Origin of the sequence: Marinobacter sp. DUT-1, from assembly GCF_050379415.1 — a bacterium.
Taxonomy (GTDB): Bacteria; Pseudomonadota; Gammaproteobacteria; order Pseudomonadales; family Oleiphilaceae; genus Marinobacter.
The window spans coordinates 52,075-71,971 of the sequence record NZ_JBNRLS010000005.1; the positions used below are offsets into that span (position 1 = coordinate 52,075).

Here is a 19,897-nt window from a genome sequence, read left to right on the forward strand (position 1 = left end):
AGTCTGCTGGACGGCCGGGTTTCTCATTCGGGGGTGTAGGGAACGTACTCCACCACTTCCAGATCAAAGCCGGAAATGGCGGAAAACTTGATGGGCGGACTCAGCAGGCGCATTTTGCCAACCCCGATGTCACGCAGGATCTGCGACCCGGTTCCCACGGTGAAATAGACACCAGAACTGCCCTTGCCGGCAGATTTCTGGCCTTCGTCGAAGAACTCGTGAATCCGGTCCTCGAGGTTGTAGCTGTCTTCCGCGCTGTTGAGCAACACCACAACGCCACGGCCCTCACTGGCGACCTTTTCCAGGGCGTGGTGCAACGGCCAGCTCCGGGAGTCCTTGCGCCGGGCGCCCAGCAGGTCACGCAGGGTATCCGTAATATGGACCCGCACAAACGCCGGCTCTTCCGGGGTGATGTCCCCCATGACCATGGCCAGGTGAGTGGCACCCTGGATGTTGTCCCGGTAGGTGCGCAGGTTGAACACACCGTATTCGGTGTCGAGCTCGTTTTCCTCAACGCACTCGATCGTCCGCTCGTTCATGGTGCGGTAGTGGATCAGGTCGGCAATGGTGCCGATCTTGAGATCGTGTTCCTCGGCGAAACGCTCGAGGTCTTCCCGGCGGGCCATGGAGCCGTCGTCGTTCATGACCTCGCAGATCACACCGGCGGGCTCGCAACCGGCCAGCGCGGCCAGGTCACAGGAGGCTTCGGTGTGGCCGGCACGGCTGAGCACACCGCCGGGATCGGACATCAGCGGGAAAATATGGCCCGGCTGGACCAGGTCCGACGCCTTGGCATTCCGCGCCACCGCAGCCTGTACGGTGCGGGCGCGATCGGCGGCGGAAATGCCGGTAGTCACACCTTCCCGGGCTTCAATGGACAGGGTGAACTTGGTCCCGAACCCGGAGGCATTCTGCTGCACCATGAGCGGCAGGCCCAGCTGCTCGCAACGATCGCGGGTCATGGGCATGCAGATCAGGCCGCGGCCGAACCGGGCCATGAAGTTGATGGCTTCCGGCGTACAATGCTCAGCCGCCATCACCAGATCGCCCTCGTTCTCCCGGTCCTCATCATCCATCAGGATGACCATCTTGCCCTGACGGATATCTTCGATGATTTCTTCAATGCTGTTCAGTGCCATACGGTGTCGCACCCTTGTGGCTTCCCGGCAGACATCCACCCTGCCCGGGCCATGAATTTAGTGTATTAGCGTGGAGCCAGGATCAGGCGTTGATCTTCTCCAACCTGGCGTCTGTCCAGTACGTTCCATTGTACCTTGTCCGCCATGGTTTCCAGTGGCAGGTTTGCCGTAGGTCGCCCGGTACTGCCGAGAAATACCGGTGCCTGGTAAAGCCAGAGTTCATCCACCAGATTCTCGCTGATGAATGTGCCGGCCAAGGTCGGCCCGGCCTCCACCAGCAACTCGTTGATGCCGAGCTCGCCCAGGGAGTCCAGCAGTTCGGCCACGTCCACCCCATTGTCCTTCCAGGCCACGCCGGTAAGACTGATCCCCAGCGCCGCCAGATCCTGGGCCGGCGCCGACGGCAGGGCCGAGGACGCACAGAACAGCTGGACATTGCCGCCCTGAAGAATGGTGGCCGAGGAAGGTGTACGCGCATCCCGATCGGCGATTACGCGAAGCGGCTGGCGGGAGGGCTCGGTGGCATCCCCGATGTCGCCTAATTCCTCCCGGCGCACCGTCATGGACGGATCATCCGCAAGCACGGTACCGACACCGGTCAGGATGGCGTCACTCATCGCCCTGAGGCGCTGGACATCACGCCGGGCTTCCGGGCCGGTGATCCATTGGCTTTCGCCGGAAGCCATCGCGGTCCGGCCGTCCAGGCTGGCAGCCATTTTCAGGCGCACCCAGGGGCGCCCGGTGTTCATGCGCTTCATGAAACCCGGATTCAAACGGACGGCTTCATCCGCCAGCAAACCTTCCATGACCTTGATGCCGGCATCGCGAAGCATATCCAGGCCGCGGCCGGAAACCGAGGGGTTGGGATCTTTGGTCGCCGCGAAGACCCGGGTCACCCCCGCTTCAATCAGCGCACGGGCGCAGGGCGGCGTCCGGCCGAAATGACTGCAGGGCTCCAGAGTCACGTAAGCGGTTGCATCACGTGCCTCGGCACCAGCCTGACTCAGTGCCCGTATCTCGGCATGGGCCTCTCCGGCACGCTCATGCCAGCCCTCGCCCACGATACGGTTGCCCCGGGCTATGACACAGCCAACACGCGGATTCGGATGCGTGGAGTAGCGCCCCCGCCAGGCCAGCTGGATGGCGCGGGCCATCATCGCCCTGTCACGGACGTCGGTCATGACTTGCCTTTCCGGGAATGGTTATCCGCCAGCGCTTTGGCAACATCCACGGCGTTCTCGCCGTTGTTGGCAGACAGCCGTTCGATCTCTTCCTTGAACTCGTTGATGTCCTGGAAACTGCGATACACCGAGGCAAAGCGGACATAGGCCACCTTGTCCAGCTGACGCAGTTCGGTCATCACCTCTTCACCCAGCTGCATGGACTTCACTTCCCGCTCTCCGGTGGCCCGCAGGCGGTACTTGATCCGGTTCAGGGCGGCGTCGATCTCCTCGATGCTCACCGGGCGCTTCTCCAGCGCCTTCATGAGACCGGCTCGCAACTTGTCCTCGTCAAAAGGCTGGCGGGTGCCATCCTGTTTGACCACGCGGGGCATGACCAGCTCGGCGGTTTCAAAGGTTGTGAAGCGCTCGTGGCAGGACAGGCACTCCCTGCGGCGGCGCACCTGATCCCCCTCAGCCACCAGCCGAGAGTCAATCACCTTGGTATCTGCTTCACCACAGAAAGGACAATGCATAATCGGGAACTCCGGAGAGGAGCCGGACCGGCAGTCAATCTACCAGCCCGGCAGGGTCTTGCCTGAAGTTTAGCCGTAGACCGGGAAGCGGGCGCACAGGGCTTCTACCTGCTCTCGCACCCGGGCATTGACGGCGTCGTCTTCGAGGTTGTCGAGGATGTCGCACATCCAGCCGGCCAGATCACGGCACTCGGACTCACCGAAACCACGGGTGGTGACGGCCGGGGTGCCGATCCGCAGACCGGAAGTGACGAACGGGGAACGCGGGTCGTTCGGGACCGCGTTCTTGTTGACGGTGATGTGGGCACGGCCCAACGCCGCATCCGCATCCTTACCGGTGATGTCCTGCTTGATCAGGCTGACCAGGAACAAATGGTTCCTGGTGCCGCCGGAAACCACGTCGTAGCCGCGCTCGATGAACACATCTGCCATGGCAGCGGCGTTCTTGACGACCTGCTGCTGATAGGCCTTGAACTCGTCGCTCATGGCTTCCTTGAAGCAGACCGCCTTGGCGGCGATCACGTGCATCAGCGGGCCGCCCTGGCCACCCGGGAAGACGGCGGAGTTCAGTTTCTTCTGCAGGTCTGCATCGTCACAGGCCAGGATCAGGCCGCCACGGGGACCACGAAGGGTCTTGTGGGTAGTGGTTGCCACCACGTGGGCATGGGGAACCGGATCCGGGTAGACGCCAGCGGCGACCAGGCCGGCCACGTGGGCCATGTCCACGAACAGGTAAGCCCCAACCTTGTCCGCAATTTCACGGAAACGGGCAAAGTCCAGCTCCTGGGAGTAGGCGGAGAAGCCGGCAATGATCATCTTCGGCTTGTGCTCCACCGCCAGTTTCTCGACTTCATCGTAGTCGATCAGGCCGGTTTCGTTGTTGATGCCATACTGCACGGCGTTGTAGATCTTGCCGGAGAAGTTGACGCTGGCACCGTGGGTCAGGTGGCCACCGTGGGCCAGGCTCATGCCCAGCACGGTGTCGCCCGGCTTGAGCAGGGCCATGAACACCGCGGAGTTGGCCTGCGAACCGGAGTGCGGCTGCACATTGGCGTAGGCGGCACCGAACAGCTCTTTTGCACGCTCAATGGCCAGCACCTCGGCCTTGTCGACAAACTCGCAACCACCGTAGTAGCGCTTGCCGGGGTAGCCTTCGGCGTATTTGTTGGTCAGCACACTGCCCTGGGCTTCCATCACCCGCGGGCTGGTATAGTTCTCGGATGCGATCAGCTCGATGTGCGCTTCCTGACGCTTGCGCTCCTCTTCCATCGCGGTCCAGAGTTCGTCGTCGTAGCCGGCGATTTTCATATCACGATTAAACATGGATGTGCTGCCTCTGTGTGCTTTGCTGGCCCGGCGCCCTGCCCGCGAGGACAAAATGCCGGTGGCCCGGAAAAATTGGGCCGCTATTCTATCTTGAAATCGGGTGAAAAATCATCCTTTAAACCGTCCGCAGATACCGTCACATCGCAATCTTCGGTTTTTCGTCAATTGCCATAGCGAGCCTGTTTCGCTACCTTACGTGGCTAATCTGCACGTTGCTTTTTATTACCTCCGAATTTAACAGAGGACACAGCCAGTTATGGCCCAGTACGTATACACCATGAACCGCGTGGGCAAGGTGGTTCCGCCCAAGCGCGAAATTCTCAAGGACATTTCCCTGAGCTTCTTCCCGGGCGCCAAGATCGGCGTACTGGGTCTGAACGGTGCCGGTAAATCCACCCTGCTGCGTATTATGGCCGGCGTGGACCAGGATTACATCGGCGAAGCCCGCCCCCAGCCTGGCATCAACGTCGGTTACCTGCCCCAGGAACCGGAGCTGGACGAAGACAAGACCGTCAAGGAAATCGTCGATGAAGCGGTTGCCGGCGTCCATGACGCCCTGGCAGAACTGGATCAGGTCTACGCGGCCTACGCCGAACCAGATGCCGACTTCGACGCCCTGGCCAAGAAGCAGGGCGAACTGGAAGCTTACATCCAGGCCACCGATGGCCACGACATCGAACGCAAGATGGAAGTCGCCGCCGATGCGCTGCGCCTGCCGCCCTGGGATCAGAAAGTGAGCGTACTTTCCGGTGGCGAACGCCGCCGCGTGGCATTGTGCCGCCTGCTGCTGTCCGGCCCGGACATGCTGCTGCTCGACGAGCCTACCAACCACCTGGATGCCGAATCCGTGGCCTGGCTGGAGCGTTTCCTGCACGATTACGAAGGCACCGTGGTTGCCATCACCCACGACCGCTATTTCCTGGACAACGTGGCCGGCTGGATCCTGGAACTGGACCGTGGCCACGGCATCCCGTTCGAGGGCAACTACAGCCAGTGGCTGGAGAACAAGGAGAAGCGTCTGGAGATGGAGGCCAAGCAGGAGGCTTCCCATCAGAAGGCCATCAAACAGGAACTGGAGTGGGTTCGCAGTAACGCCAAGGGCCGCCAGTCCAAGAGCAAGGCCCGTCTGGCCCGCTTCGAGGAGATGAGTTCCCAGGAATTCCAGAAGCGCAACGAGACCAACGAGCTGTACATTCCGCCCGGACCACGCCTGGGCAACAAGGTGATCGAGGTGGAGGGCATCAGCAAGTCCTTCGGCGACCGCCTGCTGTACGAAGATGTCTCCTTCAGCGTACCGCCGGGTGCCATTGTCGGCATTATCGGTGGTAACGGTGCCGGTAAGTCCACGCTGTTCAAGATGATTGCGGGTTATGACAAGCCCGATTCCGGCGACATCACTATCGGTGAGACGGTAGACGTCGCCTACGTCGACCAGATGCGGGACCTGGACGGCAGCAAGACCGTCTGGGAAGAACTGTCTGACGGCCAGGATATCATCAAGGTCGGCAACTACGAGACCCCGTCCCGCGCCTATGTGGGCCGCTTCAACTTCAAGGGCAGCGACCAGCAGAAGCGGGTCGGCGACCTGTCCGGTGGTGAGCGTAACCGCCTGCACCTGGCCAAGCTGCTGAAACAGGGTGGCAACGTCCTGCTGCTGGACGAGCCCACCAACGATCTGGACGTGGAAACCCTGCGCGCACTGGAAGAAGCCCTGCTGAACTTCCCGGGCTCAGCCCTGGTGATCTCGCACGACCGCTGGTTCCTGGACCGGGTGGCCACCCATATCCTCGCATTCGAGGATGATGGCGAGGTGGTCTACTTCGAAGGCAACTTCAGCGAGTACGACGAGGACTTCAAGAAACGCAAGGGCGATTCCGCGATGCAGCCCAAGCGGATGAAGTACAAGAAGTTGGCGTAATGGCCAAAGCAAAAACCGCCTTTGTTTGCACCGAGTGCGGTGCCGACTACTCCAAATGGCAGGGCCAGTGCACCGCATGCCAGGCCTGGAACACCGTGAGCGAAGTGCGTGGCGTGAGCAGTAATGCCAAAGGAGCCCGCGGCGCCCGGTTCGAAGGCTTTGCCGGCAGCCTGTCAGAGGTCCAGAGCCTGGACGATGTCAGCCTGGCCGAGCAACCGCGTATCAGCTCGGGCATGCAGGAATTCGACCGGGTCCTTGGCGGTGGCCTGGTGGAGGGCTCGGCGGTGCTCATGGGCGGCCATCCCGGCGCCGGCAAGAGCACGTTGCTGCTGCAGGCGGTCTGTCACCTGGCCGAGAGTGTCCCCGCACTCTATGTCACCGGCGAGGAGTCTCTACAGCAGGTGGCCATGCGCTCCAAGCGCTTGGGCCTGCCGACCCGGGACCTGAAGATGCTTTCGGAAACCAGCGTCGAACGAGTCATGCAGGTTGCCGAGGCGGAAAAGCCGAAAATCCTGGTGGTGGACAGTATTCAGGTCATGCATGTTGCCGACATCGAATCCGCCCCGGGATCGGTGTCACAGGTCCGGGAAAGCGCCGCGTTCCTGACCCGCTTCGCAAAGCAGACCGGCACCATTCTGTTCCTGGTAGGTCACGTCACCAAGGACGGCAGCCTCGCAGGACCGAAGGTGTTGGAGCACATGATTGACTGCTCAATCCTGCTGGAAGGCTCCAGCGACAGCCGTTATCGCACTCTGAGGGGCATCAAGAATCGCTTTGGCGCCGTGAACGAGCTGGGCGTGTTCGCCATGCTGGAACAGGGTCTGAAAGAGGTGAAGAACCCCAGCGCCATCTTCCTGAACCGGGGCGAGGAGGCTGCGCCCGGCAGTGTGGTCATGGTGGTCTGGGAAGGCACCCGTCCGATGCTGGTGGAAATCCAGGCGCTGGTGGACATGGCCCAGGGCGGCTATCCCCGAAGGGTTGCCGTGGGCCTCGACCAGAACCGGCTGGCCATGCTGCTGGCTGTGCTCCATCGTCACGGTGGCATGCATGTATCGGATCAGGATGTTTTCGTCAACGTGGTGGGCGGCGTGAAGGTCAACGAGACCAGTGCCGACCTGGCGCTTCTGGCGGCCATTGTCTCCTCCTTCCGCGACCGCGCCCTGCCCCAGGATCTGGTGATCTTTGGCGAAGTTGGCCTATCCGGCGAAATCCGCCCGGTGCCGAGCGGGCAGGAACGGATTTACGAAGCGGCCAAGCATGGTTTTACCCGCGCCCTGGTGCCCAAGGCCAATGTCCCGCGTAAGCCGGTTGAGGGAATGAAGGTAGTGCCGGTGGCCAAGCTGAGTGATGCGTTGGCGGCGTTGGAGGAGTTTTAGGTGTGAAGATGGGGTCAGATGAAGGTTTTCATCAGACCCCGTTTTTAGGGCCAAGTTTTCACTTATCCACCAGCCTTGCGAATTCCCGTTGCAGCAACGCCGGATCACCGAGGTTCAGTTCCACCAGGCGCTTGAGGTGGGTGGCACTCTCCAGATCAATGTACTGGCAACTGAACCCCAATCGCTCCTCATCCACATGCTTCAACTCCACCGCCATGACGATCGCCGTCGAGTGGGCGTCCAGGTGAATCACCACCTCGCAGGGCTGCCGGAGCGGCGCTGACCAGCCTTCCGGCCGCTTCACCAACACTCCCTTCATGGAAATATCCAGAACCTCGGTGCGCCAGACGTTGTCCTGCCAGTGCAGTTCACAAGGCGCGTCGAATTCAATGCGCTGGAATCGGCGTTTGTCTTGGACGTGTGCGGACAAGCGATTACTCCTGTTGTCGGTTTTTTTATATGACCATAGTCCCGACAGGATAATTCCGCCAGATGTGAGGGAAGAACCCGGGGTCAGATGAAAGCTTTCATCTGACCCCTTTTTCACCAGCCAGCCTGGAGGGCCGGCCAGCAAGCATCTTTACTGGTGGTATTCCGGACTCAACTCTACAACCGCCTCGATAAAGGCACCGGCATGCTCCGGATCCACATCCGGGGTGATGCCATGGCCGAGGTTGAAGATATGACCGGTCCCGGAACCATAACGGCGCAGTATGTCCGCCACTTCCTGGCGGATCCGCTCTTTCGGGGCATACAGCATGGCCGGATCCATATTACCCTGCAGGGCAACGCGGTCACCGATCCGGGCCCGGGCGTTGCCGATATCAGTGGTCCAGTCCAGACCCACGGCATCACAACCGGAATCAGCAATGGTTTCGAGCCACTGGCCACCGTTCTTGGTGAACAGGATCACCGGCACCCGCCGGCCGTCGCTCTCACGGATCAAGCCGTCGACAATCTTCTTCATATAGCGGAGGGAGAATTCCTCGTAGGCCCAGCTACTGAGCACCCCGCCCCAGGTATCGAAGATCTGCACCGCCTGGGCGCCAGCCTTGATCTGACCGTTGAGATAGCCAATGACGGCGTTGGCCAGATGATCCAGCAGGCGATGCATCACCTCCGGCTGGCCGTACATCAGCTTCTTTGCCTCGCGGAAATCCTTCGATGAGCCACCTTCGATCATGTAGGTCGCCAGGGTCCAGGGGCTTCCGGAGAAACCAATCAGCGGTACGCTGCCCCCAAGGGCGGAGCGAATCGTGGACACGGCGTTCATGACGTAGTCCAGGTCTACCTCTGGGTTCATCGCGGGCAGCGCATCAACGTCCGCCGCCGAACGGATCGTGTGCTTGAATTTGGGGCCTTCTCCGGTCTCGAAATACAGGCCCAGCCCAAGCGCATCCGGGATGGTCAGGATGTCGGAGAACAGGATAGCGGCATCGAGTGGGAAGCGCTCCAGGGGTTGCAGCGTGACCTCACAGGCCAGCTCGGTGTTCTTGCACAGACTAAGGAAATCACCGGCCTTGGCCCGGGTAGCGCGGTACTCCGGCAGGTAGCGGCCGGCCTGGCGCATCATCCATACCGGGGTGCGGTCTACGGGCTGGCGCATCAGGGCACGCAGGAAACGGTCATTTTTCAGCTCGGTCATGGGAACTCCTGGCCTGGGTATCGAATTTTCTGGGGTGCAATGATACGCGGTTTGGGGGAATTGGGAAGGTATGAACAAGGGGGCAGAACAAGGGGTCTGAAGAAAGCTTTCTTCTGACCCCTTCTTGGAGACTGGCCTCGGGGTTTGCTGGAAACTCGGGGTCAGAAGAAGGCTTTCTTCAGACCCCTTGGGTTTACGCCTCAGACATCCAAGTAGTCGAGGATGCCCTCTGCTGCCTGGCGACCTTCCCAGATGGCGGTGACCACCAGGTCAGAACCCCGGACCATATCGCCGCCGGCGAAGATCTTCGGGTTGCTGGTCTGGAAGGCGAACTCCGCCTCTTCCGGTGCAGCAACGCGGCCGGAATCGTCGGTATCAATCTTCTGCTCATCGAACCAGTCCGCCGGGCTCGGACGGAAGCCGAAAGCAACCAGGACGGCATCGGCAGGGATCACCTCTTCGCTGCCGGGGACCACTTCCGGACGGCGACGCCCATTCTCGTCCGGCTCGCCGAGCTGGGTCTGGACCACTTTCACACCCTCAACGCGATCTTCACCAATGATCGCAATGGGCTGACGGTTGAACAGGAACTTCACGCCCTCTTCCTTGGCGTTGGCCACCTCGCGGCGGGAACCGGGCATATTGGCCTCGTCCCGGCGATAGGCACAGGTCACACTTTCCGCCTGCTGACGGATGGAGGTGCGATTGCAGTCCATGGCGGTGTCGCCACCACCCAGCACGACAACCCGCTGGCCCTTCATATCAATGAAGTCAGCAGGATCCTTCTCGAAACCAAGGCGGCGGTTCACATTGGACACCAGGAACGGCAGCGCATCATAGACGCCCGGCAGGTCCTCGCCCGGGAAACCGCCCTTCATGTAGGTGTAGGTACCCATACCCATAAACACCGCATCGTATTCGTCAATGATGTCCTTGAGCTGCACGTCCTTGCCCACTTCGGTAGCCAGACGGAATTCCACACCCATTTCCTCGAATACTTCGCGCCGGCGGGACATCACGGACTTTTCCAGCTTGAATTCGGGGATACCGAAGGTCAGCAGGCCGCCAATTTCCGGGTACCGGTCGAACACTACCGGCTTGACGCCATTACGGACCAGAATGTCGGCACAGCCCAGGCCGGCAGGACCGGCACCGATCACCGCAACCTTCTTGTCGGTCCACTTCACCCGGGACATATCGGGCTTCCAGCCCAGGGCAAAGGCGGTATCGGTGATGTACTTCTCCACGGAACCGATGGTCACCGCACCAAAGCCGTCATTGAGGGTACAGGCCCCCTCACACAGGCGGTCCTGCGGGCACACGCGACCACACACTTCCGGCAGGGAGTTGGTCTGATGGCACAACTCCACCGCCCTCATGATGTTGCCCTCGGAAACCAGCTTCAGCCAGTTGGGGATGTAGTTGTGTACCGGGCACTTCCATTCACAGTAGGGGTTGCCGCACTCCAGACAGCGATGGGCCTGGGTCGCGGCATTATCTGAGGTGAACGGATGGTAGATTTCACCAAATTCTTTCTTCCGCTTACTGGCCGGAACCTTCTTGGGGTCGATCCGCCCAACTTCGACAAACTGGAAGTCGTTACTCAGTCGTTCTTTCATCATGATGCTCTCATCAGCTCAATTTCGACCGGGGCGCCGGACCCGCCGCGCGCCCCCAAACCTCTTCGAACCGGGCGCTTATTCCGGACGTGCCCGGGTGCTGGCCAACAGGCTGCGCAAACTCGCCGCCTTGGGCTTGACCAGCCAGAAACGGCCGATGTAGTCGTCGAAATTCTCAAGAATGTGCTCCGCCCACTCACTGCCGGTCTCCGCGATATGCTCACGGATGACGCCGCGCAGGTGGTTGCGGTAGGACTCCATGTCCTCGCTGGAAATACGCTGGATTTCTACCAGTTCGTGGTTGTATTTGTCCACGAAGGTGTTGTGCTGGTCCAGTACGTAGGCAAAGCCACCGGTCATACCGGCACCGAAGTTATGTCCGGTGTTACCCAGCACGGTCACCAGGCCGCCCGTCATGTATTCACAGCAGTGATCACCGGCGCCCTCGACCACAGCATGGGCACCCGAGTTACGGACGGCGAAACGCTCACCGGCGGTACCCGCTGCGAACAGCTTGCCTCCGGTGGCACCGTACAGGCAAGTGTTGCCCATGATGGAGGTTTCCTGGCTCTTGAAGCCGCTGTTACGGGGCGGCTTGATGACCAGCTTGCCACCGGTCATGCCCTTGCCCACGTAATCGTTGGCATCACCCTCAAGGATCAGGTTCAGGCCGCCGACGTTCCAGACACCGAAGCTCTGGCCAGCGGTACCGGTGAGATCCAGGGTAATCGGGGCATCCACCATGCCCTGGTTCCCGTGCCGCTCGGCAATCTCGCCGGACAGCCGGGCACCGATGGACCGGTCACAATTGGTGACCTTGTAGGACCAGGCACCACCGGATTTGTTCTCGATGGCTGTCGCCGTGTCCTTGACCATCTGCTCAGCCAGGGTACCGCGGTCGAAAGGCTCGTTCCGCTCCACCTGACAGGTCTGGGGTTTGTCCGCCGGAATGCTGTCATTCTCCAGCAGTCGGGTCAGGTCCAGCTTCTTCTGGCGCTCGGTGTCTCCCGGCAGACGTTCCAGCAGGTCCACACGTCCCACCAGCTCTTCCAGGTTGCGGACACCCAGCCTGGCCATCCATTCCCGGGTTTCTTCCGCCACAAAACGGAAGAAGTTCATCGCCATTTCCACCGTGCCCTTGAAGTGCTCTTCACGCAGATGGTCATTCTGGGTGGCGACACCGGTGGCACAGTTATTCAGGTGACAGATTCGCAGGTACTTGCAACCCAACGCCACCATCGGCGTGGTACCAAAGCCGAAACTCTCGGCACCTAGGATGGCACCCTTGACTACATCCAGACCGGTCTTGATACCGCCATCTGTCTGCAGGCGGATCTTGCCGCGCAGGTCATTGGCGCGCAGGGCCTGCTGGGTTTCGGTCAGGCCCAGCTCCCAGGGGGAGCCGGCATAACGGATGGAGGTCAGCGGACTGGCTGCGGTACCGCCGTCGTAACCGGACACCGTGATGAGGTCGGCATAGGCCTTGGCCACACCTGCCGCGATGGTACCGACGCCGGGCTCGGACACCAGTTTCACGGAAACCAGTGCCTGCGGATTGACCTGTTTGAGGTCAAAGATAAGCTGCGCCAGGTCCTCGATGGAGTAGATGTCGTGGTGCGGCGGCGGCGAGATCAGGGTTACGCCGGGCACGGAATAACGCAGGCGGGCAATCAGGTCGTTGACCTTCCCGCCCGGAAGCTGGCCGCCCTCACCGGGCTTGGCCCCCTGAGCCACCTTGATCTGCATGACATCGGCACTGCGCAGGTACTCGGCGGTTACACCAAAGCGACCAGACGCCACCTGTTTGATCTTGGAACGCTTCTCGGTGCCGTAACGGGCCGGATCTTCACCACCCTCACCGGAGTTGGAACGCCCACCCAGAGTGTTCATGGCCACCGCCAGGGCTTCATGCGCTTCCGGAGAGAGAGCCCCGAGGGACATCGCCGCGGAATCGAAGCGCGGGAAGATGTTCTCCACCGGCTCAACCTCGGCAATATCAATCGGCTTGAGATCCTTGCGGAAAGCCAGCAGATCCCTGAGGGTTGCCACCGGGCGTTCGTTAACCAGACCGGCATACTCCTTGTAGTGACCGTAATCACCACTGGTTACCGCTTCCTGCAGCTTGCCGACCACATCCGGATTGAAGGCGTGGTATTCCTGGCCGTGAACATACTTGAGCAGGCCGCCCTGGGAAACCGGCTTGCGGGCCTTCCAGGCAACGGATGCCAGCTTTTCCTGGTCTTCCTGAAAGTCGATGAAGCCAGCACCCTGGATTCGGCTCGGTACACCCTTGAAGCACAGATCCACGACGTCATCCGCCAGACCGATGGCCTCGAACAACTGGGCGCCACGATAGGACGTCATGGTTGAAATCCCCATCTTGGACAGGATCTTCAGCAGCCCCTTATTGATGCCCTTGCGGTAGTTGTTCTTGGCATCGATCGGATCGATCAGCACTTCGCCGGTGCGAATCAGGTCGTTCAGCACCTGGTAGGACAGGTACGGATAAACCGCCGTGGCGCCAAAACCGAACAGCACAGCAAAGTGATGCGGATCCCGCGCCCAACCGGTTTCAACAATGATGTTGGAATCACAACGCAGACCCTTGCTGACCAGGTGGTGATGGACGGCACCGGTCGCCATCAGAGCATTCACCGGCAACTCACCCTCTTTAAGGTCCTTGTCAGTCAGGATCAGCAGGACCTTGCCGTCACGCACCGCCTGCTCCGCGCGATCGCAAACATCGCGAACAGCCTGCTCCAGGCCCAGTTCCGGGCGGTAGCTCATGGGTATCCGCGCTACTTCGAAACCGGACCGGTCGTTATTGCTGATACGGAGGAACTTGGCCGGAGACAGTACCGGCGTGGTCAGAATGATCCGGTCCGCGTGCTCCGCGGTTTCCTCAAAGACATTCCGTTCCGCCCCGAGACAGGTCTCGAGGGACATGACGATGGATTCACGCAGGGGGTCGATCGGCGGGTTGGTCACCTGCGCGAACTTCTGGCGGAAATAGTCCGCCACGTGACGCACCTTGCTGGAGAGTACCGCCATGGGGGTGTCATCACCCATGGATCCCACAGCCTCCTGACCGTTTTCGGCCAGCGGGCGAAGCACCTGGTCGCGCTCCTCAAAGGAGATGTTGAACATCTTCTGGTGAACCAGGAGCTCGTCGGAATCCATCAGTTTGAATTCCGGGGTATCCTGGTTGAGGGTGGTTTCCACGCGAAGCGCATTTTCACGAAGCCAACGCTTGTATGGCTGCGCGGTCTTCAGGCGCTGGTCGATGTCCCTGGTGTGCAGTACCTCACCGGATTCGGTATCGATCGCAAGCATCTGGCCCGGACCGACCCGTCCCTTGGCCACCACATCATCCGGCTCATAGCCGTAAGTGCCGATCTCGGAAGCCAGGGTGATGAAATCGTCCTTGGTAATGACCCAACGTGCCGGGCGCAGGCCGTTGCGGTCGAGCATGCAGACAGCATAGCGGCCGTCGGACATAACCAGACCCGCAGGACCGTCCCAGGGCTCCATGTGCATGGAGTTGTACTCGTAGAACGCCCGCAGCTCGGAATCCATGGTGTCGACATTCTGCCAGGCGGGCGGAATCATCATGCGCACGGCCCGGAACAGATCAACGCCACCGGCCAGCAGCACCTCCAGCATATTGTCCATGCTGGAGGAGTCGGAACCGGTCAGGTTAACCAGTGGTTGCAGAGTCTGCAGATCGGGCAGGTCCGGCGAGCTGAACTTGGCAGCACGGGCAATGGCCCAGTTCCGGTTGCCGTCGATGGTGTTGATCTCACCGTTATGGGCCAGGTAGCGGAATGGCTGTGCCAGCGGCCACCTGGGCATGGTGTTGGTCGAGAAACGCTGGTGGAAAACGCAGATGGCAGTCTGCAGGTCCGGATCACCCAGGTCCTTATAAAAGTTCGCCAGATCCGCCGGCATCATCAGGCCCTTGTAGGCCAGGGTACGATGCGAAAGGCTGCAGATATAGAACTCGGCATCATCAGCCATATCGCGCTCGGCATGGCGACGACCGATAAAAAGACTGATCGCAAACTCTTTCTCCGCCTTTCCAGCGGGAACCACGAAAACCTGCTCAATTCGGGGCAGGCAATCCAGTGCCATGGGGCCCAGGCAGCTGTCATCAACCGGCACTTCCCGCCAGCCCATCACTTCCAGACCCTGCTCTGTCAGGCGCTTCTCAAGCGCCGCACGGCCGGCCGCCGCTTTGTTCTCATCCGGGTTCAGGAAAACCTGGCCCACGGCAAACAGGTCTCCCGGCTCCTTGCCGAAAGCTGCCTTGGCCGCTTTCTTCAGAAATGCATCGGGGCTCTGGATCAGGAGGCCACAACCATCGCCGGTCTTTCCGTCTGCAGCGATACCACCTCGGTGGGTCATGCAGGTCAGCGACTCGATGGCAGTTTGCAGCAACTTGTGGGAAGCCTCGCCCTTCATGTGGGCAATCAGACCGAATCCACAGTTGTCCCTGAATTCATCGGGGTGATACAAACCTGTCATCATAAGCGTTCTCTCGCGTAGAAATGCTTTTCAATCAGAAACTTGCGCACCAAGATGGTGCATAAACGTACTGACACTGAAAAAAGGGGCCGGCTATTTTACACACGTAGAAGTACGTATTCAAACCAGCCTAAAGTTTAGGGGAGAGCAGAGCCATTGCAATAGCGCAATAAGCTTTACTTGATATGAATGATTTCGAGCTACAGGGCAATGCACCCTTCCAGACCTGGTCACGTCAGCCACAGAAGGCGTTGAGAGTCGCTGCCAGGCTTTCTTTCCGGGCATCCGCTGTTACAAACGCATCACCGATACTGCGCAACAAAACCAGGCGGAGAGCGCCGTCCACATTTTTCTTGTCGACCGCCATCAGACGCATGAAGTCCTCCGGGGTCATAGCTTCCGGAGGCCTTTCCGGCAGCCCGGCGCGAAGGATGATATCGACTGCCCGACGATAGTCTTCACCGGAAATCATCCCCTCGCGGGCCGACAGATCTGCGGCCATAATCATGCCGGAGCCTACCGCCTCACCATGGAGCCAGGTTCCGTAACCGGCAAATGTCTCGATGGCATGACCAAAAGTATGTCCCAGGTTGAGAATGGCCCGCAGCCCCCCTTCCCTCTCATCAAGAGCCACGACCTCGGCCTTGCAGGCGCAGGACCGATAGATGGCCTCGGCCAGCACGTCTGCCTCCAGACCTACCAGGGCATCCATATGGTTTTCCAGCCAGCCCAGAAACTCCGCGTCCCGGATGAGTCCGTACTTTATCACCTCTGCCAGCCCGGCAGATACTTCCCGTGGCGGCAGGGTTTGCAGGGTATCGGTATCGATCAGAACCACCTGCGGCTGGTGGAAAGCACCGATCATATTCTTGCCCAGCGGGTGATTGATCCCGGTCTTGCCGCCGACGGAGGAGTCCACCTGTGACAGCAGCGTGGTGGGCACCTGGATAAAGGGCACCCCTCTCTGGTAACAGGCCGCCGCGAAACCGGCCATATCCCCGATGACGCCTCCGCCCAGAGCCACCAGCGTAGTCTTCCGGCTATGTCGCTGCTCCAGCAGCGCATCGAAAATCCGGTTGAGGGTCTGCCAGTCCTTGAACCTCTCCCCGTCCGGAAGCACAACAGTGTCGACCTGCTTACCCGGGAAACTATTCCTTATCTTGTCCAGATACAGGGGAGCCACGGTGTCATTGGTCACGATCATGACCTGGGAGCCGGCAACGTAAGGGGACAGATCGGTACTCCCCAACAGCCCCGAACCGATGAGGATCGGATAGCTTCGCTCACCCAGATCGACAGTGAGCTCACGGAATATCTCAGACATGGTTGCGACCTTCCTTACGCACCTGGCGCCGGTGCCGTGGCGTTCTGGGGTTAATACGATTGATCAGTTGCCGGACGACCAGGCGGGGGCTTTTGCGGTCGGTGTGCATGACAACGTCGGCCAGCTGCTGGTAAATCGGGTCCCGGATATCGAATAACTGGCGCAAAACCGCTTCGGGATCGTCATTTTGCAGAAGTGGCCGGTTCCTGTCCTTGCGCGTACGCTCCACCTGCTGATCGATGGACGTCCTCAAGTAGACGACAATCGAATCTCGTTTCAGCAGGGGGTGATTCTCGGGGCGCATCACCGCCCCGCCGCCGGTAGCAAGCACAGTTTGAGGCTCAGCAGAAAGCTCTTCAAGCATGGCGGTCTCCCGCTGCCGGAAACCGTCCTCCCCTTCAACATCAAAAATCCACGGAATGTTGGCGCCGCACCGTTCTTCGATGATCCGGTCGGTATCAAGAAAACGGTAGCCCAGCTCCCGGGCCAACATGCGACCGATGGTACTTTTGCCGGCGCCCATGGGGCCAACCAGAACAATGCGTTTGGGCAAAGACATAACTTCCGCTCAACAGGTTTCAGGCGGGTGAGAATATCACAAAAAAAGCCGCCGGTTTTACGCGGCGGCTTTCGACTTCGGCAGGACGATTAGCGAAGCAAATCGTTCTTGATGATTTTCGGTGTGATGAAAATCAACAGCTCGCTGCGCTCGTCGATGTGCTCGGTCCGCTTGAACAGACGCCCCAGGTAGGGAATGTCGCCAAGGAACGGGGTCTTGGTCACCTGGGTAGCCACTTCGGACTGGAAGATGCCACCGAGAACCACTGTTTCACCGTTACCGACGAGCACCTGCGTGGTGACTTCGTTGGTGTTGATGGACGGGATACCGGCAGTCACCTCGCCACGGGAGTCCTGATTCACCACCAGATCCATGATGATCTTGTCATCCGGGGTTATCTGCGGCGTTACCTCGAGGGACAACACCGCTTCCTTGAAGGATACTGAGGTGGCGCCGCTGGAAGAGGCCTCCTGGTAGGGAATTTCCTCACCAGACTTGATGGACGCGGTCTGACGATCGGCCGTCACCACGCGCGGCTGGGATACCACCTCGGCCTGACCATCGCTTTCCAGGGCAGACAACTCCAGGTCCACCAGGAAGTCGTCGCTGCCCCAGCCAATGGCAAAAGAGGAAGCGCCCTCACCGGTCACACCCAGATCCACGGCCAACGCGCCCGGGAAGGTGATGGTGCTGTCAGTCCCGGAGGCGGCATCACGAGCCTCCTGCAGGGTACCCTGGGAGCCACCGACGGTGAACACGTTGTCGCCGCTCACATCGTAGGCTGCGCCCCCCCAGCGAATGCCGAGATTTTCCGCCACGTTGGTCTGGGCGCGAACAATCCGCGCTTCAATGGAAACCTGACGTACCGGCACGTCCCACGTGGACACCAGACGGCGAATTTCCTCAAGTTTCTCGGAAGTTTCACGCACGCTGATGGTATTCGTGCGCACATCCGAGGATACGAAACCGCGGTCGGAGATCAGCTCTTCGTCGGCCTTGATCAGCTCAACGATGTCGCCCGCCTTGGCGTAGTTGACCTGGATGATGTCGAGACGAACCGGTGCCAGCTCGGCAATCTGCTTGGTGGTTTCAAGTTCCAGCTTCTCACGGGCAGCGATTTCGTCGGCCGGAGCAACCAGCAGGACGTTACCGATCTGCCGCTTGTCCAGGCCCTTGGTCTTCAGAATCAGATCCAGAGCCTGATCCCAGGGTACATTCTGGAGGCGCAGGGTGATGCTGCCACTGACGGTGTCACTCGCAACCAGATTCAGGCCGGTGAAATCGGCAATCAACTGAAGTACCGAACGCACCTCGATGTCCTGGAAGTTCAGGGACAGCTTTTCACCGGTGTACGGGAATTTCTCTTCACGACGGGCTTCAGCCTCCTGCTCGGTGAGCTTTTCCACACTTACCGTGAACTCGCTGCCGGACTGATAGGCGATGTAGTCGTAATTGCCTTCAGGACGAATTTCGACCACGGCGCTGCCATCTTCAGTGTAGGTGTCGATCCGGGTTACCGGGGTCGCGAAATCGGTAACATCCAGACGACGGCGCAGGTTCTCGGGAACCAAAAGCTCAGGCATGGTCAGACGGATCCGGCCACCGAGTTCGGAAAGATCAACCGGAGTGCTGCTGGAACCGAGATCGATGATGACACGGCCCTCGCCATCCTTGCCACGGCGGAAGTCCACGCCGGCAAGCGTGTTGGGAGCGGTACGCGAGGAAGTGGTGGCCGGAGCCGCTGACCCACTGGTGCCAGTCGATGCCTGCGCCGAGCCTTCACCACCAATGGTCATGACCAGGGAGTTGTCCTGGCGAACCGTGTTGTAGGGAACCAGCTCCACGAGATTGAAAATCAGGCGTGTGCGATCGGGAGTTTCCACAACCGTCATGCTCTGGGCGTTACCGCCGCCCAGCGGGATGCTCCGGCTGTCCAGACCACTGGTGGTATCACGAAGATCCACGGCGATGCGGGCCGGGCGCTCAATGGTGTAGCCGGAAGGCTCAGGCGGTTGCCCGTCAAACTGGAGCGTTACCTCCAGGCGCTCTCCCGGCAGCGAGGAAAACGACACGTCCTCCAGCGTGACCGCATTGGCCAGGCCGGAGAACAACCCCAAAGCAATCACGCTGACGTATACATTGAGTTTTTTGAACATCGCTAGCCTCGACCCCAAACCTTTTTGTTCGTGCATGTTTCTTTCAAATTTCATTGTGCCGCTCCTTAGCCTTGTTCCTCGTCCAGAGACAGGGAACGAGGACGCTCGACCCATCCGCCCGAGCCATTCGGAACGATTTCAATCAGTTCGATACGGGTTTCGCTGACACCGACAATACGGCCATAGTTCCGGCCCATATAATTACCGGAACGAACGCGGTGAATACCGCCGGAGCTATCCCGGATGAGTGCGAACAGATTGCCGGTCGGCCCCTGAAGCGTACCCACCATACTGAGTTCTTTCAGATCAAAATTCTCCAGCACCTCACGGGGGCGATCCAGATCCGGCTCGACATCACTGACTGGCTGATCGTCGACCATGGTCAGCTGGACATCCACCGGCGGCTCAAACGGCGCACGCCGGTCCGCTGCCGAATAGGTAAACGCCTCATATGCCTTGAATTCCGGCAGTGGCTCTACGTGCCCCCGCGGCTTGGCCCGGGTTTCTGCCATGAACTGATCCAGATCCGAAAAACCGCTCTCCTGGGTACAGGCCGTCAACAAGGACACCAGACACACTCCCAGCCAGGCCTTACCTGCATGCTTTGCTGCCATG

General features: G+C 60.1%; 14 protein-coding genes. 2 read left to right on the forward strand and 12 right to left on the reverse strand.

Going from position 1 to position 19,897, the window contains the following annotated elements; all coding sequences use genetic code 11:
* Positions 1-23: 23 nt before the first annotated feature.
* The 4 genes from ribBA to glyA form a co-directional block, all read right to left on the reverse strand.
* Positions 24-1,139 (reverse strand): bifunctional 3,4-dihydroxy-2-butanone-4-phosphate synthase/GTP cyclohydrolase II, encoded by a 1,116-nt coding sequence (gene ribBA / locus ACQUTG_RS16190; protein WP_428920400.1) that lies wholly within the window; start codon positions 1,137-1,139, stop codon positions 24-26.
* A 65-nt stretch (positions 1,140-1,204) separates the two neighbouring features.
* Positions 1,205-2,320, reverse strand: a complete 1,116-nt coding sequence (gene ribD, locus ACQUTG_RS16195; RefSeq protein WP_428920401.1) for a bifunctional diaminohydroxyphosphoribosylaminopyrimidine deaminase/5-amino-6-(5-phosphoribosylamino)uracil reductase RibD — start codon at positions 2,318-2,320, stop codon at positions 1,205-1,207.
* Positions 2,317-2,835: a transcriptional regulator NrdR gene (gene nrdR / locus ACQUTG_RS16200; protein ID WP_092005696.1), complete on the reverse strand. Its 519-nt coding sequence runs from the start codon at positions 2,833-2,835 to the stop codon at positions 2,317-2,319. Before nrdR ends, ribD begins: the two co-directional genes overlap by 4 nt.
* A gap of 69 nt (positions 2,836-2,904) precedes the next feature.
* A complete protein-coding gene (gene glyA, locus ACQUTG_RS16205; protein ID WP_428920402.1) occupies positions 2,905-4,158 on the reverse strand; it encodes a serine hydroxymethyltransferase in 1,254 nt (417 codons plus the stop codon).
* 259 nt (positions 4,159-4,417) lie between these two features.
* Between glyA and ettA the strand changes: the two genes are divergently transcribed.
* Positions 4,418-6,079: an energy-dependent translational throttle protein EttA gene (gene ettA, locus ACQUTG_RS16210; RefSeq protein WP_428920403.1), complete on the forward strand. Its 1,662-nt coding sequence runs from the start codon at positions 4,418-4,420 to the stop codon at positions 6,077-6,079.
* Entirely contained in the window at positions 6,079-7,455 is a 1,377-nt protein-coding gene (radA, locus tag ACQUTG_RS16215) for a DNA repair protein RadA (RefSeq protein ID WP_428920404.1), read from the forward strand. Before ettA ends, radA begins: the two co-directional genes overlap by 1 nt.
* Before the next feature lie 58 nt (positions 7,456-7,513).
* Here radA and ACQUTG_RS16220 read toward each other — a convergent pair whose 3' ends face one another.
* The 8 genes from ACQUTG_RS16220 to ACQUTG_RS16255 form a co-directional block, all read right to left on the reverse strand.
* Positions 7,514-7,885 carry a PilZ domain-containing protein gene (locus ACQUTG_RS16220; RefSeq protein ID WP_428920405.1) on the reverse strand — a complete coding sequence of 124 codons (372 nt, stop codon included), beginning with the start codon at positions 7,883-7,885 and terminating at the stop codon, positions 7,514-7,516.
* Between the two features lie 150 nt (positions 7,886-8,035).
* On the reverse strand, positions 8,036-9,100 hold the full coding sequence (gene hemE / locus ACQUTG_RS16225) for a uroporphyrinogen decarboxylase (protein WP_428920406.1): 1,065 nt from the start codon (positions 9,098-9,100) through the stop codon (positions 8,036-8,038).
* A 200-nt stretch (positions 9,101-9,300) separates the two neighbouring features.
* Positions 9,301-10,719 carry an FAD-dependent oxidoreductase gene (locus ACQUTG_RS16230; protein WP_428920492.1) on the reverse strand — a complete coding sequence of 473 codons (1,419 nt, stop codon included), beginning with the start codon at positions 10,717-10,719 and terminating at the stop codon, positions 9,301-9,303.
* Positions 10,720-10,797: 78 nt separating this feature from the next.
* Positions 10,798-15,246 carry a glutamate synthase large subunit gene (gene gltB / locus ACQUTG_RS16235; RefSeq protein ID WP_428920407.1) on the reverse strand — a complete coding sequence of 1,483 codons (4,449 nt, stop codon included), beginning with the start codon at positions 15,244-15,246 and terminating at the stop codon, positions 10,798-10,800.
* A gap of 232 nt (positions 15,247-15,478) precedes the next feature.
* A complete protein-coding gene (gene aroB / locus ACQUTG_RS16240; protein ID WP_428920408.1) occupies positions 15,479-16,567 on the reverse strand; it encodes a 3-dehydroquinate synthase in 1,089 nt (362 codons plus the stop codon).
* Positions 16,560-17,126: a shikimate kinase AroK gene (gene aroK / locus ACQUTG_RS16245; RefSeq protein ID WP_428920409.1), complete on the reverse strand. Its 567-nt coding sequence runs from the start codon at positions 17,124-17,126 to the stop codon at positions 16,560-16,562. Before aroK ends, aroB begins: the two co-directional genes overlap by 8 nt.
* Positions 17,127-17,215: 89 nt before the next feature.
* Positions 17,216-19,282 (reverse strand): type IV pilus secretin PilQ, encoded by a 2,067-nt coding sequence (gene pilQ, locus ACQUTG_RS16250; protein WP_428920493.1) that lies wholly within the window; start codon positions 19,280-19,282, stop codon positions 17,216-17,218.
* A 65-nt stretch (positions 19,283-19,347) separates the two neighbouring features.
* Positions 19,348-19,896 carry a pilus assembly protein PilP gene (locus ACQUTG_RS16255; protein ID WP_428920410.1) on the reverse strand — a complete coding sequence of 183 codons (549 nt, stop codon included), beginning with the start codon at positions 19,894-19,896 and terminating at the stop codon, positions 19,348-19,350.
* Between the last annotated feature and the right edge of the window lies 1 nt (position 19,897).

What these genes read in the sequence shown, in the direction of transcription:
- nrdR (WP_092005696.1), bottom strand. Translation starts at nt 2,835, where the DNA reads ATGCATTGTCCTTTCTGTGGTGAAGCAGATACCAAGGTGATTGACTCT.
- gltB (WP_428920407.1), bottom strand. Translation starts at nt 15,246, where the DNA reads ATGATGACAGGTTTGTATCACCCCGATGAATTCAGGGACAACTGTGGA.
- aroK (WP_428920409.1), bottom strand. Translation starts at nt 17,126, where the DNA reads ATGTCTTTGCCCAAACGCATTGTTCTGGTTGGCCCCATGGGCGCCGGC.
- ACQUTG_RS16255 (WP_428920410.1), bottom strand. Translation starts at nt 19,896, where the DNA reads ATGGCAGCAAAGCATGCAGGTAAGGCCTGGCTGGGAGTGTGTCTGGTG.
- ettA (WP_428920403.1), top strand. Translation starts at nt 4,418, where the DNA reads ATGGCCCAGTACGTATACACCATGAACCGCGTGGGCAAGGTGGTTCCG.
- ribBA (WP_428920400.1), bottom strand. Translation starts at nt 1,139, where the DNA reads ATGGCACTGAACAGCATTGAAGAAATCATCGAAGATATCCGTCAGGGC.
- aroB (WP_428920408.1), bottom strand. Translation starts at nt 16,567, where the DNA reads ATGTCTGAGATATTCCGTGAGCTCACTGTCGATCTGGGTGAGCGAAGC.
- radA (WP_428920404.1), top strand. Translation starts at nt 6,079, where the DNA reads ATGGCCAAAGCAAAAACCGCCTTTGTTTGCACCGAGTGCGGTGCCGAC.
- ribD (WP_428920401.1), bottom strand. Translation starts at nt 2,320, where the DNA reads ATGACCGACGTCCGTGACAGGGCGATGATGGCCCGCGCCATCCAGCTG.
- glyA (WP_428920402.1), bottom strand. Translation starts at nt 4,158, where the DNA reads ATGTTTAATCGTGATATGAAAATCGCCGGCTACGACGACGAACTCTGG.
- ACQUTG_RS16230 (WP_428920492.1), bottom strand. Translation starts at nt 10,719, where the DNA reads ATGAAAGAACGACTGAGTAACGACTTCCAGTTTGTCGAAGTTGGGCGG.
- pilQ (WP_428920493.1), bottom strand. Translation starts at nt 19,282, where the DNA reads ATGTTCAAAAAACTCAATGTATACGTCAGCGTGATTGCTTTGGGGTTG.
- hemE (WP_428920406.1), bottom strand. Translation starts at nt 9,100, where the DNA reads ATGACCGAGCTGAAAAATGACCGTTTCCTGCGTGCCCTGATGCGCCAG.